At 42.0% G+C, this 15,130-nt stretch carries 12 protein-coding genes and 1 tRNA gene; 8 read left to right on the top strand and 5 right to left on the bottom strand.

Features of this window, described 5'->3' with window-relative positions:
- Positions 1-87: 87 nt before the first annotated feature.
- Positions 88-1,350, bottom strand: a complete 1,263-nt coding sequence (locus DSL64_RS25800; protein WP_115833874.1) for an asparagine synthetase B — start codon at positions 1,348-1,350, stop codon at positions 88-90.
- A gap of 238 nt (positions 1,351-1,588) precedes the next feature.
- Here DSL64_RS25800 and DSL64_RS25795 point away from each other — a divergent pair, with 238 nt between their 5' ends.
- The 4 genes from DSL64_RS25795 to DSL64_RS25780 all read left to right on the top strand — a co-directional run bounded on the left by DSL64_RS25795 (position 1,589) and on the right by DSL64_RS25780 (position 4,904).
- Positions 1,589-2,833, top strand: coding sequence for an ABC transporter permease (locus tag DSL64_RS25795; RefSeq protein ID WP_115833847.1), 1,245 nt, complete (start codon positions 1,589-1,591; stop codon positions 2,831-2,833).
- A gap of 109 nt (positions 2,834-2,942) precedes the next feature.
- Positions 2,943-3,026 (top strand) — tRNA-Leu (locus DSL64_RS25790).
- Between the two features lie 250 nt (positions 3,027-3,276).
- Entirely contained in the window at positions 3,277-3,870 is a 594-nt protein-coding gene (locus tag DSL64_RS25785; RefSeq protein WP_115833846.1) for a 2OG-Fe(II) oxygenase, read from the top strand.
- A 212-nt stretch (positions 3,871-4,082) separates the two neighbouring features.
- Complete coding sequence (locus DSL64_RS25780; RefSeq protein WP_115833845.1) at positions 4,083-4,904, top strand: alpha/beta fold hydrolase; 822 nt, start codon at positions 4,083-4,085, stop codon at positions 4,902-4,904.
- 88 nt (positions 4,905-4,992) lie between these two features.
- On the opposite strand, the gene DSL64_RS25775 is transcribed toward DSL64_RS25780, so the two are convergent.
- The 3 genes from DSL64_RS25775 to DSL64_RS25765 all read right to left on the bottom strand — a co-directional run bounded on the left by DSL64_RS25775 (position 4,993) and on the right by DSL64_RS25765 (position 7,293).
- Positions 4,993-5,430, bottom strand: coding sequence for a hypothetical protein (locus DSL64_RS25775; RefSeq protein WP_115833844.1), 438 nt, complete (start codon positions 5,428-5,430; stop codon positions 4,993-4,995).
- A gap of 8 nt (positions 5,431-5,438) precedes the next feature.
- Entirely contained in the window at positions 5,439-5,789 is a 351-nt protein-coding gene (locus DSL64_RS25770) for a DoxX family protein (RefSeq protein WP_115833843.1), read from the bottom strand.
- Positions 5,790-6,102: 313 nt separating this feature from the next.
- Positions 6,103-7,293, bottom strand: a complete 1,191-nt coding sequence (locus DSL64_RS25765) for a phosphoglycerate kinase (protein ID WP_115833842.1) — start codon at positions 7,291-7,293, stop codon at positions 6,103-6,105.
- A 230-nt stretch (positions 7,294-7,523) separates the two neighbouring features.
- On the opposite strand from DSL64_RS25765, the gene DSL64_RS25760 reads away from it, so the two are divergent.
- Positions 7,524-9,269: a VRR-NUC domain-containing protein gene (locus tag DSL64_RS25760; RefSeq protein WP_229217231.1), complete on the top strand. Its 1,746-nt coding sequence runs from the start codon at positions 7,524-7,526 to the stop codon at positions 9,267-9,269.
- Between the two features lie 56 nt (positions 9,270-9,325).
- Here DSL64_RS25760 and DSL64_RS25755 read toward each other — a convergent pair whose 3' ends face one another.
- A complete protein-coding gene (locus DSL64_RS25755; protein WP_147300421.1) occupies positions 9,326-10,948 on the bottom strand; it encodes a hypothetical protein in 1,623 nt (540 codons plus the stop codon).
- Positions 10,949-11,231: 283 nt separating this feature from the next.
- Here DSL64_RS25755 and DSL64_RS25750 point away from each other — a divergent pair, with 283 nt between their 5' ends.
- From DSL64_RS25750 to DSL64_RS25740, 3 genes are all read left to right on the top strand, one after another.
- The gene (locus DSL64_RS25750) at positions 11,232-12,560 is read left to right on the top strand and encodes a M16 family metallopeptidase (RefSeq protein WP_115833840.1); all 1,329 of its coding nucleotides are present in this window, start codon (positions 11,232-11,234) and stop codon (positions 12,558-12,560) included.
- Between the two features lie 49 nt (positions 12,561-12,609).
- Positions 12,610-13,986, top strand: a complete 1,377-nt coding sequence (locus DSL64_RS25745; protein WP_115833839.1) for a M16 family metallopeptidase — start codon at positions 12,610-12,612, stop codon at positions 13,984-13,986.
- A 132-nt stretch (positions 13,987-14,118) separates the two neighbouring features.
- On the top strand, positions 14,119-14,970 hold the full coding sequence (locus DSL64_RS25740) for a sugar phosphate isomerase/epimerase family protein (RefSeq protein ID WP_115833838.1): 852 nt from the start codon (positions 14,119-14,121) through the stop codon (positions 14,968-14,970).
- Positions 14,971-15,130 lie beyond the last annotated feature (160 nt).

Here is a 15,130-nt window from a genome sequence, read left to right as displayed (position 1 = left end):
ATTCCGCACAAGGCGTGCGAAGCTGTCGAACGGAAACAAAAAATGCCCGACAAAAAGCCAGGCATTAAACTTGAAAGAAAATGTTTACTAAGTCTTTAATTTTTTCTTTTTCGCTGCCGGAAAAAGAATGTTGTTCAGAATAAGTCTGTATCCTGCAGACGTCGGATGCAAATTCAGATCAGTAGGCTCTTCACCTACCCGGTGCTGATAATCCTCCGGATCATGACCACCGTAAAAAGTAAAGAAACCTTTGCCATGCGTGCTGTGGATATATCGTGCCTCGTTGGCCGACTTATTTTCTGCCAGTACAATTACCTCTGGTTTTACAACCCTGTTTTTAAAAGCAGTAGTCTGGCCAAGGAAGCCTTTGATGATCGTCTGGTGATTTTGCGTGAGCATGCTAGGAACCGGATCCCATTTCGCAGAGAACTGAAACAACGAAAAGAAATCGTTATTCTCTCTGAGTCCGCGTTCTTCGGGTTGATTGTCAATATCAGAAAACTCAATTTCGTAAGGATAAGGAATGGTTTTGAAGTTATGGAATGCGAATGTGTTGCCAAAGTTCAATTTACTATTCGCCGCCGGGTCAGCAGGAGTACCGTCGTACATGGTTTCCACAATATCAACACCATCCGCTGCCAGAGTGATATCGAAAGTATCCGTAGCATTACACATCGCAAACATATAACCTCCTCCCGATACAAACTCTTCAATTTTTTTTGCAACGGCCAGCTTCATCTGGGGTACGTTTGCAAACTGGTATTTTTCGGCTGTACCTTCTGCTTCACGTTTTTGTTCGCGATACCAGGGAAAATCTTTATACTGAAAGAATTTACCAAACTGACCTGTAAAGTCTTCGTGGTGCAAATGCAGCCAATCATATTCAGGCAGTTTCATACTCAACACTTCGTCGTCATATACTACGTCGTAAGGAATCTCTGCATAAGTGAGTACCAGGGTTACAGCATCATCCCACGGAAGCTTCGATTTTGGAGAATAAACAGCAATTTTGGGTGCTTTCTGCAATTTCACCGCATCCATATTGACATCAGGCGCGCTTATCTCAGATAAAATCTGAGAAGCCTGTCCGTCGGAAATTACTTCGTAGCTTACACCCCGAACCGTCATTTCGGAAGCAAAACGCTGGTTATATGGGACCAGAAAACTCCCTCCCCTGTAATTGAGAAGCCAGTCCATTTCCATCTCATAGCTTTTCAGTATCCAAAATGAGATCCCATATGCCTTCAGGTGATTCTTTTGAGATTCATCCATCGGGATCAGGAGTTTATTCGCCCAGCCAGACGAGGATATCATCAAAAAAATGATAAGCGGAATAAAGAGGCGTTTCACTGGTTTGATTCTTTCATGTATCATTTGCAGCTTTACAAAATATATTTTGGTTCAAAACTTCAGGTACAACCCGGGACTGAAAATAAGCAAATATTCGCAGCCCAACTAATATATCAAACGTAGTACCAGTTTATTACTGTTGCCAGTAAACTAACGTAATATTACAAATTATGGTGCATAAGGCTTCGTAAAGCTAGTCTCTGAGATGCCTCCTGCCCGGTATGTAAACCGACGATTCATGAATATAAGAGAAAATGTTGACGAAGGTCTAAGGTCTATTCAGTCAAATTTATTAAGAACAGTACTTACAGCACTTATCATCGCAATCGGGATTACATCTCTGGTGGGTATACTCACTGCCATTGAAGGTATTCAGAATTCAGTAAACAGCAGTTTTGCCGACCTTGGTGCCAATACATTTACCGTTGAAAACAGATATGACGAAGGCGCGCGCCAGGGTGGGCGCAGAGGGAAACAATATCCGCTGATCAATTACCACCAGGCCACCGAATTTGCTTCCCGGTTCAGAGACGAATTTAAAGGGACGGTGTCACTTTCCGCTAATATTGGTGGAGCTGTTCAGGTGAATTATCTGAGTAAAAAGACCAACCCTAATATCAACGTTTTCGGAGCCGATGATTCATTCCTTGGGATTAAAGGTTATAAAATAGACAAAGGTCGGAATTTGAATAAAAACGATCTTGAAAATTCCGTGAATGCGGCCATTCTTGGTCAGGAAGTCGCCAGAAATTTATTCGGGAATATCGACCCTGTGAACAAGGAGGTTACTTTCATGGGAGCACGCTACAAGGTAATTGGCATACTGGCAAAAAAAGGATCAATGGGCGGAGGTACCGATGCCGACCGGATCGTCATTATTCCGCTCGACAACGGCCGTGGTTTAGCGGCTAACCGGTCTCTCACTTATAATATCACAGCGTCAGCTCCGGATATTGCCGATGGAGAATTCGTCATAGAAGAAGCACGTGGGCTGATGCGCAGGATACGTGCAGATCAGCTTGGTGCAGAAGATTCCTTTACGCTGGAACGTGCAGATGCAATGGCAAAAGAATTTGAGAGTGTAACGGGTTATCTTCGTATAGGTGGCTTCGGGATTGGCATCATCACATTGCTAGGTGCATCTATTGCGCTGATGAACATTATGCTGGTGTCTGTGACCGAAAGAACCCGGGAGATTGGTATACGCAAATCACTCGGTGCGACACCGAAAGTGATACGTTTTCAGTTTTTAATTGAAGCAATCGTGGTTTGTATCCTGGGCGGGATCGGCGGTTTGTTTCTTGGAATCATCATCGGTAACGTCATTTCTAATTCTATCAGCACCGATGCAACGTTCGTTGTACCATGGGTATGGATGGCTATGGGAATTGCAGTTTGTGTAGCAGTAGGCGTACTCTCAGGCATTTATCCTGCCATTAAGGCATCCCGTCTGGATCCAATTGAAGCATTGCGATACGAATAGAAGTAGACCAAAGTATAAGTGAGATAAAAATATTTTTCTTTTTTACTAAAAGCATTTGTGAAATCCATTTTTATCTCTACTTTTGCACTCCCAACAAGAGAAGATCAATGCCCAGATGGCGGAATTGGTAGACGCGTTGGTCTCAAACACCAATGAGGTTACACTCGTGCCGGTTCGACTCCGGCTCTGGGTACTAAGCCGGATTTCGATAATTTTTTATCAGAAATTCGGCTTTTTCATTTCGTAACTCACTGTTAATCTGAAAGAAAACACCTCCTATTTCACTAAACCACGCTGTTTTAGAAAGTTTCTTGGTGCTCTTCTCGTTAAACTTGCCCTTTTGCTAATTTACTTTGAAAATTAAAGTACAGATTTACAATTAATTAGACCTACCTTCACCGGTATATCAGCAATGATGCTGTATTGTAATTCAATCTTCCTCATTGCAAAAAATCTTTAGTGATCTTATCGATACATTTATCGACAATAAAGTTGGCATTGCAGAGAATTTTCTGAGCGCATCTTTGGCAACACAATTGAAAACAAATCTCATATCTCTTTATAAGGACAGACACATGCAATCTGCGGGAACAGGAAACAACACCCTGGTTTCGCATGACTTACTTGTGAGAAGTGACAGGATTTACTGGCTTGACCGAAACCATAATAATCAGCCAGAAAATGACTTTTTTGCGTTGATGGATGCTTTTGTTCAATATTTGAACAGTACCTGTTATACAGGAATCACCGGCTACGAATTTCACTATACTCTATACGAAAAAGGTAGTTTCTATAAAAAACATCTTGATCAATTCCGCAATAACGGAAGCAGGCAGTATTCCATGATTATGTACCTCAATTCAGACTGGCAAGAAGGGGATGGAGGAGAACTGTGTGTTCATCAGGGAGACTCTCGTCTGAATATTTCACCGACAAACGGGAAAAGCGTGTTTTTTAAAAGCAGTGAATTGGAACACGAGGTACTGGTAACAAACAAACCCAGAATGAGTATAACGGGATGGTTGAAAATTGACTGAACCGATCGACCGCATAGCATTCAGCACATTAACCAATTAAAATTCCGGGGCTACAAAAATTAGCTGATCAGACAAAACGGTGAAAAACATTCATGCAGGTCATATTACGGTTTATTTCAAGAAATGGTAAAGTAAAATCATGGTATGATCTTTTAGCCAGATAAACTATATTTCTGAAATATTACTCACAAACACACAATCAATAATCTGATATGGGCAAGATCACAGTAAAGGACGGAACAGAAATATATTATAAGGATTGGGGAACCGGACAGCCAATTGTTTTTCACCATGGCTGGCCACTTTCCGGCGATGACTGGGATGCGCAAATGATGTTTTTTCTGGATAAAGGATATCGTGTAATTGCACATGACCGCCGCGGTCATGGACGCTCTACGCAAACCTCTACCGGAAACGACATGGATACCTATGCAGCCGATGTTGCTGAACTAACAGAAGCGCTGGATCTGAAAGATGCATTCCATGTAGGACATTCTACCGGTGGCGGTGAAGTAATACGTTACGCTGCAAAATATGGTAAAGGTCGCATTGCCAAAGCCGTATTGGTTAGTGCTGTAACACCTCTCATGCTAAAAACCGAGGGTAATCCGGATGGAATTCCGATGTCAGTTTTTGACGGGATCCGCGAAGGTACTGCCACAAACAGACCTCAGTATTTCAAAGATTTCAATGAAGCATTTTATGGATACAATCGTGAAGGCGCAAAAGTATCTCAGGGAATAAGGGATAATTGGTGGCGCCAGGGAATGTCCGGCGGTATCAAAGCGCACTACGATTGCATCAAAGCATTTTCAGAAACCGATTTTACAGAGGATCTGAAAAGTGTGGATATACCTGTTCTGATTCTTCATGGCGAAGACGATCAGATCGTGCCTCACGAACTGACCGCGGTGAAGGCAGCAAAGCTTGTAAAGAATGGCAAACTGATCACTTATCCAGGCTTTCCTCACGGAATGCCAACAACTGAAGCGGCTACAATCAATAAGGATCTGCTTGCTTTCTTTCAATCGTGATTTAGACAGTTAATTATCAAAATAGCTGTTAACGTTGCGTTAACAGCTATTTTTGCTATAGAAATTCTCTTAGCCCGTATCAGACTTATCAGTAGCTGGCTTGTCCGATGTCAAGCCTGTCAAACTTCCCGTCGGCACTTTCATGGAATTTAAAAAACACTTTGAAAGTCCCGTAACTTCCTGCTTTGAAAGGGCCGTAGATATCCTTTCCGTTATTTTCAACCTTATCAATGCTCACAAACTTCTCTTTGCCAAGGGCTCCGACAAAAAACTGTTTGAAGTCGATAGTACGGCCATCGTCAGTCATCTTCACATCGTTTGTAAAGAAGCTATACCAACTCTTATCTCCGGCTTGAAGGGCTTCAATAGCTTTACGTACCGATTCATTCGTAATCTTTTCCATATTCATTCCTTCTGTTTTTAGTTTGTGATTGCTGGTATTATTATCCGGACCCGTTTTCTTCTGAGCAAAAGAACAGATAGAGAAGCCCAGGATCATAACTGATGCCCATAATATTGTTTTCATAAAAGTCTTCAGTTTCTCGCCATGGGATGTTGCAAATAGATAATCACCAGGTTCAGAAATAGAAAAGGTAGCTCAATCAGTACACCTTTAAAGTCTCCGTCTGCCAAATGAAAGCAGATGATCAATAATATTCCTGCTGACATCAGAAAATTACCCCAGATAAAAGTTTTCGGAAAGATGATCATCGCTGCAGCTATAATAGTAACAACCCCATTGATCATCAGCCCCACTTTATCAAAATTCCACTTTGAAAACATGGTAACCATTTCCGGCTTTGCAGTAGCCATTGCAAAGCCTTGTTTGAAACCCATTGCCACCGCTACCAGCATAAGCAACGCATTGATAATTCTTATAACCATTTGATGAAGGTGTAGTGATTTATAAATATTCCTGTCATCAAGGTATAGATATTGAATCTTCCTTCAAATAGTACTGGTACTCCCGCATTCAGATTGATAAGCATGTTATCCTACTTTGACAATCTATTCTACCTTTTGACACGACTGTGCTCATAATCTATTTTTTCTCCTAACTCGTTTTGCCATCTTACACTGTATATTCAGCGCTCCCTTAGCAAATATTTTTATCTCTGAATATAAAAAATCAGGGGTGCCCCGCTTCCGGAACACCCCTGATCAAACACTGCTTTAAAAGCAGATTCTTTATTATAGATTAAGCTTCCAGTGCAGCCACACCAGGAAGAACTTTACCTTCCATATATTCTAACAGAGCTCCTCCACCAGTAGAAACATAGCTTACACGATCTCCATAACCAGCATTGTTGATAGCCGAAGCTGAGTCTCCACCACCTATCAGCGAGAATGCATCATTTTCTTCCGTAGCAGCTACTACCGATTCAGCAATTGCATTTGTTCCGGTTGCAAAGTTAGGGAATTCAAAAACACCCATCGGACCGTTCCAAAGAACTGTCTTAGACTTGGCAATAATTTCAGAGAAAATCTTAGCTGTTTCAGGACCGATATCCAATCCCTCCCAACCATCAGGAATCTGACCAGCCGGCACAGTCTGGCGTGTTGCATCGTTACTGAAGTCATCAGCAATAACGGTATCAACAGGAAGAACAAGATTCACACCTTTTTCTTTTGCTTTTTTCAGCAATTCAAGTGTCAATTCCTGCTTATCTGCTTCCAAAAGAGACTTTCCGATGCTTCCTCCCTGTGCTTTAGAGAAAGTATATGACATACCTCCACCAATAATCAGGTTATCAACACTGTCCAGCAATCTTTCAATAATCAATATTTTGTCAGAGATTTTAGCTCCCCCCATGATCGCCGTAAACGGACGCTCGGAATGTCCTAAAAGTCTTTCAGCATTATCCAATTCAGCCTGCATCACATATCCGCAAACTTTATCAGTGAAGAACTTACCGATCACAGCTGTAGAAGCATGAGCACGGTGAGCAGTACCAAACGCATCCATTACCCACACATCACCTAGTTTTGCCAATTTACCGGCAAACTCTTCATTTCCTTTTTCCTCTTCCTTATAAAAACGGAGGTTTTCCAAAAGTAATACCTCACCTGGTTGCAATGACTCAGCAAGCTGAGTAGCATTCTCACCAATACAATCGTCAGCAAACTTCACTGTTTTTCCTAAAATCAGAGACAATGGGTTTACCAGATGCTTTAAAGAATATTTTTCAGTCGGGCCATCCTTCGGACGTCCAAGGTGCGACATCAGGATCACTGCTCCACCCTCGTCCAGAATTTTACTGATGGTAGGAATGGTAGCGCGAATACGGGTATCATCCGTGATCTCAAATTTGTCGTTAAGCGGCACGTTGAAGTCTACGCGAACAAGGGCTTTTTTGCCTGAAAAATTGTAAGAATCTAATGTTGTCATGGGCATGTAAAATTGTTTACCATAGAAAACAAATGTAATTCAATTCTCAATAAAATACTACGTATTGGCGAAATGACAAAATTTACATGGTAATAATGCAATTTTTACCAAATATTTTTCAAATTAAAATCAACAGCACATTACCCTCAAAACGGGTAATAGATTGCAACTCAGAATAAAAGCTGTAAACCTGATAAACATAAAATTCTGAAACCAGAGGAACGTCAGGAGTGGCAAAGTCTGTTAACTTTGTATTGTTAAGCCGGTCATCCCCATTTGCTGTTGTGTTAAATACTGAGTTCCCGCAAGATCTTCCCCCAAAATACTATCATGAGTACTTCTGCTATGTGATCAATTTCGTTCGCAAGAGGTATTCAGGCATTCTAACAACTGAAGAAAACAGCTTTCTGGACACTTACGATGGATTATCCGAGGATGCTCAATGCCTTTTCATCCGGTTCAGCAACAGAAGCAAATCCTTCTTCAAAGTCAATTCCATTACTTATTCGGAAATTGAGGATATCAATGCTTCGCTACAAGAACTTTCAGACCAGCATTTTATTGAACTGCTATGTGAAGACCATACCGGGAGGCTCGCAGAAGTAATAGATCTTTTCACCAAAGAACAGCTTTTGCATCTCACTGCACTTCTTGAACCAGATATAATGCCTGCCAAGAGCATACGTAAACCTGATTTGGTAAGATGGATCTTATACACCTACGATTTTGAAACACTTTGCAAACTTATTTCTGAATCAGAACCGGTTATTAAGGTATCATTCGAAGCCGAAGTAATGCTGATGAAGTTCCTTTTTTTTGGAAACAGGTATGCAGATATGACCGAGTTTGTGATACGTGATCTGGGGCATGTCCGTTTCCAGTCATTCGACGAATCCCATTTGTCTATCCAATTTGATACCAGAAAAGATGTGGATGACACGCTGATGGTCGCTTTAATGAAGGAGACCTTCGATGTGATGAAACAAGATGTTCCTCCGGAAGATGTATTTGACTGGTTTATGAATTGGAATGGCGGCAACGGTGTGCTCAGTCCCAAAGCACTCCCATCTTACAATAGTTTTGTAATGCGCATAAGTGCCTGGCTGGAACGCAAGAAAATGCATTCACAGGCTTTGAGTATATACCAACTCACCAATGACGCTCCATCCCGTGAACGGCGCGTGCGTCTTCTTTACACACTTGGAGAGATAGAGGAAGCGCTTGCTTTGTGTGATGAAATCGCTGAAAATCCGCAAAACGCCGATGAACGCTATTTCAGTCAGGATTTTTACGAAAAAATCGTTAACAAGAAAAAGCGTATTATCAAACGTACCACTCAGGCACTGAAAGCCGCTGAAGCCATTGAAGTTCCTGTTATGTATCGGTATCAGGTAGAGCTGGGCGCGATACATTATTACCGCAGTCAGGGATACAATGCCGTTTTCAGTGAAAATGAGCCCTGGCGCATGCTGTTCGGCTTATTATTTTGGGATATTATTTATGATACGAATGTAAAAGCAATCCACAATCCATTGCAACGCGTACCCAGTGATTTCTTTCTTCCCGACTTTTACAGTAACCGCTCAAACCAATTGAGAGAAAGAATGCAGGTTGCCCAGACACAGCAAGCCATTGAAGAGATTATCAGAAGTACTTATCAGGAGAAATTCGGTATTACAAATGTACTCGTGCCCTGGTACGACGACGGTCTTGAAAAAGTACTGAACCTGATTTCATGGCTTAGCCCTGACCAGATACATAAAATTCTTTTCGAAGTAGCTCAGAACATGCGCGAAAATACCAGAGGGTTTCCTGATCTGATGGTATGGAATGATTCAGAATATGCGTTTATAGAAATTAAATCACCAACCGATCACCTGTCTTCACGCCAACTTCACTGGCAACACTTTTTTGCAGAGCACGGCGTAAGTAGCCGGATCGTGAGAGTAAACTGGATTAAAGATATTGAACAATAACAGCAGCGCCCTTCGATCGTATGACCGAAGGGCGCTGCTGTTATTGCCTTACCAGATTACTTCTTCTTTTTTTCGACGACCGGAACAAATGTTCCAACCTGTCCTTTCTTCACAGTTGCTTTATAATTCACTTTGTTCACTCCCTGCGGAAGGTCGCAGTTTCCTGCTACCACAGTTTGAACAGATGAATAAACTGTTTTCGCCCATGAAGGTATCTTGATATTAGCTTTCGCTATTTCATCATTGATATTCAATGTGGCAGGATCGCAATTTTCAACCTGAATTTTACCCAACAGATAGTATTTCGAAACAGTGTTTGGAACAGTATCAACCGGGCAAATACATCCTTCGCATGAAGTGTTAGACTTTCCGTAAACTACGCGTTTCGTCTTCACCAACTTGTATGCATAAATTTCAAGATTGCACTGTTTGAAGCAACCAGGTTCTTTAATGATCAATGTATCCGGCTTCACAACAGAGAAACCTGTTGAGCTGGCTTCACTGGTACAAGATGCGCAATCCGATGCAAGCTGACTGGTAACTGTCGCATAATATTGTCCTGTTACCGGACGTCCGTTTTTATCAAGATAGGCAGCCGGGAATGCCAGCTGGTTACCTTCCTGACAAACTACAGAAGCAATAACCTTATCTTCTGCTCCATTGAGCTGGTGTATACGAGCCGTAAACGTTTCAGTTTTTGCTGTGTCAGGTGTAATTCTGCTTGTCCAAGTAAGCAATATTGGCCCTGCAGCAGTTGTATCCTTTGAAGTACTGAATATATGTCCTTTAATGGATTCACTACCCATTTTCCATTCCAGATCCGGAGAAAGACACAACAACGGAGGTGTAGGATCTTTTTTGACAGCAGCATCCCACGCAAAGCTTCTTCTCATTGCCAACCCTGCACTAAACCCTCCATGCTTGCGCTGGTAAGGATAGATGGTTGCACCTGGGAAAATATAATCCATTTTGGTACGGAAACCGATTGCTTCCACTCCCCAGGCCCAAAGACCATTTTTGCTCGGTACAAAGAAGCCCAAAGTAGCCAGCAAACCTGCGTGATAACGTTTATCACTGGCAGTAACTGAGTATATATTATTGCCGGTATTTCGGTCATAAATAAAAATAGCTGCTGGAGTTGAACGGAACAATCCTCCTCTTACCGAAGCTTCCAGAAATGGCGACCGTGGCTTTTTTGTAAAATTGAAGTTCAGAACGGGACCTACAGCGAGATAATGATCTTCAGACGATCCTTTTCTGATGACAGCATCGCTTACTCCCGCTTCTGCAACGATACGGTCTGTGAAATCATTGATGTCTTTTCTGAAAAAGAAGTTTTGTAAACCAGCTACAGCCCCTAACCCAAACTGGACACGTGAAGGTTTCGTTTTAGATCTGAAGAAATAATCTGCATTTAAGGCTGCATTGAAACCTATTCCGTTGAACAAAGATTTATCCCTGTACTTATTGGAATTAAAAGTTCCTTCCCAGCTTCCGCAAAAAGCGACAGCAGGACCGATGAAGCCTCCTACACGCCATGGACTAACTTTGCGTTCAATTGCCAGCGTATCGCACCCTCCCGGAGTATTACATGTGGACGTTTCCTGAGCCATTGAAGTAAAGGCAAACAGAAAACAGGATACGAAGAAGAATAACCTGAGTAAAGAATTAGTTGTCATAGAAAAGTGTATAGATTTATGTAAAATAAAACAGTGTGTTCAAATTTCTGTACATCTGAATATGCACATTACCGCTTAAGACTATGAGCCATTCAAAAAGTAACGGCTCTAACCCGACAATAGTAAAAAATACAGAAAATTCCCTAAAGTGTACCTGAAATCAATTAGATAAATACAGCCATAAAAAGTACATTTTTATGATAATGGAAGGGTTGAATTTATTTTCAGGTTCGGTTTATTATCTTCGCTCAGATTACATATTCAATCAATAAACCCCATATCCATGAGGCTTAAGAAATTACTGCTTTTCTCTGCTCTGATAGCAGGGATAAGTGTTGCTCATGCACAAACCAAACCCGATGACGTAAAGACATTTACGCTGGCAAACGGAATGAAATTCCTGGTACTGGAAGATCACTCCATCCCTACCGCCAACATGTACCTTTTCTGGAAGGTAGGCTCCCGCAATGAAGTACATGGAATCACAGGTCTTTCCCACTTCTTTGAACACATGATGTTCAATGGCTCCAAAAATTATGGACCCAAACAGTTTGACCGCGTAATGGAAGCGAACGGCGGATCCAACAACGCCTACACGACTGAGAACGTAACAGTATATACTGACTGGTTTCAGAAAGATGCACTCGAAACAATTTTCAAACTTGAATCGGATCGTATCGCTTCACTGAGTATCGACCCGAAAATGGTGGAGAGCGAAAGAGGCGTAGTGCTGTCTGAAAGAAGTACAGGACTGGAAAACAGCAACTACCGTATGCTTGGTGAGCTCGTACAGTCAGTTGCGTTTCAGGAGCATCCTTATATGTTTCCTGTGATTGGTTTCGAGTCGGATATCAAAAGCTGGACACAGGAAGATCTTGAAAATTACTTCAAAACTTACTACTCGCCCAACAATGCTACTGTGGTAGTAGTGGGTGATATCCAGGCCGACCAGGTACGAAAGCTGGCTGACCAATACATGGCTCCTATTCCTGCCCGTGGCCTTCCTCCGAAAATTCGTACCATCGAACCTCAGCAAAATGGGGAAAGAAGAGTGAATGCCTATAAGGATATTACCACTCCGAATGTGTTGCTGGCCTACCACACGCCGCAGACAGGGCATGAAGATTATTATGCTCTGGATTTGTTCAGCAGTTTGCTTACCTCAGGTAATTCTTCAAGACTGATCAAATCCCTGGTAATGGACACTACGATTGCCTCCCGCGCATTCTCGTTCCTTGGCGAAGGATTCGATCCAAACATTTTTAATATCTACGCAATCGCAGGAAAAGGCGTTTCAGCACCTGACCTTGAAAAAGCGCTGCTGGCACAGATTGATCTGATCATCAAAGATGGAGTAAGCGAAAATGAGCTTCAGAAAGTCAAAAATCAAAAACTGATGGAGTTCTACAGGTCATTGGAAACGATCAATGGTAAAGCCAACAGTATGGGAACTTACGATGTTTTCTTTGGTGACTATAAAAAAATGTTCGAAGCTCCGAAACTGTACGAGAAGGTAACAACTGAGGATATCAAGAGGGTTGCTGCGAAGTATTTCACTGAGAGAAACAGAACAGTAGGATACCTGCTTCCTGAAAAAAATCAGGAGAAATAAGACCAATAAAAAACGATCAGCACTGGCTGCTCACCAAAACGATATCACAATGAAAAAAATATTTTCACTACTGCTTGCCATCATTCCGGTTTTCGCCATGGCACAGAATAATTTTAAGGTTCCAAAATACGAGAAGTTCAAGCTCAAAAACGGACTTACCATATATCTGATGGAACAACACGAAGTGCCGTTGATTAACGTATCGGCAGTTTTCGATGCAGGTTCTATACAGGATGGCGAGCGTTTCGGCACAGCTTCTCTTACAGCCGACGGCTTGCTGTTCGGTACAAAGAAATATACAAAGTCTCAGATTGAAGAAATGACGGACTTTGTCGGTGCCAATTTGTCGACCTATGCGTCGAAGGATAATGCTGGCCTGGTTTCTTCCTTTGCTGTAAAAGATCAGGACAAACTTTTCGATATTATCCAACAGGTTCTTTTGTTCCCGACATTCGATGCAACGGAGTTCAACAAACACAAGGAAAGAACGCTGCTGGAACTGGACCAGCAGAAGGAAAGTCCGCGTTCGGTGATAGGTAATTACTTCAATGCGCTTGTGTTCAAAAACTTCCCTTATGCCAATCCGGGCGGTGGCATCAAATCTACAGTTGAGAATATCTCCTCCGAAGATGCCGCAGCTTTTTACAAAAGCAACTACACAACCGGAAAAGGTGCAATCGCTATAGTTGGAGATTTCAAAACAGCCGATATGAAAAAGCGTATCACGACTCTGTTCGGAAGCTGGAAAACCGCTGAAGCCAGAATGGTAAAACGTGTAGCGCCGGACCTTGAATTTGATAAAAGCCGGGTACTACTTGTTAACAAAGATGACGCAAGAGAAACAACTTTTCTGATTGGTGGTAAAGGAGTTGATTACAATTCAGCAGACTATGTGCCTGTCATTGTTGTAAATACCATTCTTGGAGGTCGTTTTACGTCGTGGCTCAACGACGCACTGCGTGTTAATTCTGGCCTTACCTATGGTGCAAACAGCCGTTTTGCCCGTTACAAATATGCAGGCACATTCGCGATCAGCACGTTTACCAAAAATGCAACTACAGTACCAGCCATAGATATGGCACTTCAGGTACTCGACAGCCTGCATACATCAGGTATTGATGAAACCACTTTGGCTTCTGCAAAAGCTTATGTGAAAGGGGACTTCCCACCTGACTACGAATCGGCTGGTGCATTGGCGCGTTTACTTACTGATATGTTCGTTTTCAATTTTGACGAAAATTATATCAATACCTTCCAGAACAAAGTAGATGGACTGACGACTGCTCAGGCAAAAGAGATCATTAAAACTTATTTCCCGAAAGACAAACTTCAATTTGTACTCGTAGGGAAAGCGAGTGAAATTAAGGATCAGGTGAAGAAATATGGAGAGATCACGGAAAAACAGATCAAAGCAGAAGGTTTTTAAAATCGCTTTCTGATAGATACCAACCCGGAAGAACAGGCAACTGACTTCCGGGTTTCATTTTTATAAAACAGTAGGTTTCGAATTCTCTTTCTTTTTTCAGCAAGATCTTAACCTTTAACTCATACCTGAACAATGAAAGGAAAAAAGCTGTGTCTGATGCTGATGAGTGCCTTACTCAGCAGCGCTGCCTTCGCACAAAAACCACTTTACACCAAACCCATCGGGCTGCAGGCTTACACCTTCCGGGGCAGCTGGCCGACGGGTATTGAAGCTACACTCGATACGATTAAATCCCTGGGTGTTACCGAAATGGAAGGCGGCCCGATCAAAGGAATGGAAACGGCAGAGCTCCGTCGCCAGCTAGATAAAAGAGGCATCAAAATGGTTTCCATCGGAGCAGATTATAATGAATTGGCCAAAAGTGCTGAACAAACCATTAAAAATGCGAAGATACTGGGAGCCAAGTACGTGATGGTTGCATGGATTCCCCACGATAAAAGTGGTTTCACACTCGAAAATGCAAAGAAAGCTGTAGCTGATTTCAATCGCGCCGGAAAAACATTAAAGGAAAACGGCATCAAATTAACGTACCACAATCACGGTTACGAATTCGTTCCTTATCAGGACGGAACCTTGTTTGACTACATTGTCAAAAACACAAAGCCCGAATATGTATCCTTCGAAATGGATATTCTTTGGACCGCATTTCCGGGGCAGGATCCGGCAGCACTTTTGAACAAATATGGTAAACGCTGGAAACTGATGCACCTGAAAGATCTGAAGAAAGGCGTTAAAGGAGATCTGACAGGTAACACTCCAACTACGAATGACGTCGCTCTTGGTACAGGTTCAATCAATATTCCTGCTGTATTGAAAGCTGCGAAGAAAGCAGGAGTTGAGCACTACTTTATCGAAGACGAAAGTCCCTCCTATCTCAAACAGATTCCTGTCACTATCAAATACATCAAAAGTTTGAAAGAATAGTTGATATTTTCTCAATGGGAAAGCAGAATTTTCGGATCACATGTATTCAGAAGATTCTGCTTTTTCATTGTCATACACTTACGGGAAACGTACCACAAACATCTGACGTACAACCTTTAATAATTTACTTGTAATTAAAACAATGATTTGTATGAATTTA

This window comes from Dyadobacter luteus (assembly GCF_003383615.1).
GTDB classification, from domain to species: Bacteria; Bacteroidota; Bacteroidia; order Cytophagales; family Spirosomataceae; genus Dyadobacter; species Dyadobacter luteus.
The sequence above is the reverse complement of the archived record's forward strand: the minus strand, read 5'-3'. Positions and strand labels throughout refer to the sequence as shown.

What these genes read in the sequence shown, in the direction of transcription:
- DSL64_RS25780 (WP_115833845.1), top strand. Translation starts at nt 4,083, where the DNA reads ATGGGCAAGATCACAGTAAAGGACGGAACAGAAATATATTATAAGGAT.
- DSL64_RS25745 (WP_115833839.1), top strand. Translation starts at nt 12,610, where the DNA reads ATGAAAAAAATATTTTCACTACTGCTTGCCATCATTCCGGTTTTCGCC.
- DSL64_RS25765 (WP_115833842.1), bottom strand. Translation starts at nt 7,293, where the DNA reads ATGACAACATTAGATTCTTACAATTTTTCAGGCAAAAAAGCCCTTGTT.
- DSL64_RS25755 (WP_147300421.1), bottom strand. Translation starts at nt 10,948, where the DNA reads ATGACAACTAATTCTTTACTCAGGTTATTCTTCTTCGTATCCTGTTTT.
- DSL64_RS25740 (WP_115833838.1), top strand. Translation starts at nt 14,119, where the DNA reads ATGAAAGGAAAAAAGCTGTGTCTGATGCTGATGAGTGCCTTACTCAGC.
- DSL64_RS25795 (WP_115833847.1), top strand. Translation starts at nt 1,589, where the DNA reads ATGAATATAAGAGAAAATGTTGACGAAGGTCTAAGGTCTATTCAGTCA.
- DSL64_RS25770 (WP_115833843.1), bottom strand. Translation starts at nt 5,789, where the DNA reads ATGGTTATAAGAATTATCAATGCGTTGCTTATGCTGGTAGCGGTGGCA.
- DSL64_RS25775 (WP_115833844.1), bottom strand. Translation starts at nt 5,430, where the DNA reads ATGAAAACAATATTATGGGCATCAGTTATGATCCTGGGCTTCTCTATC.
- DSL64_RS25750 (WP_115833840.1), top strand. Translation starts at nt 11,232, where the DNA reads ATGAGGCTTAAGAAATTACTGCTTTTCTCTGCTCTGATAGCAGGGATA.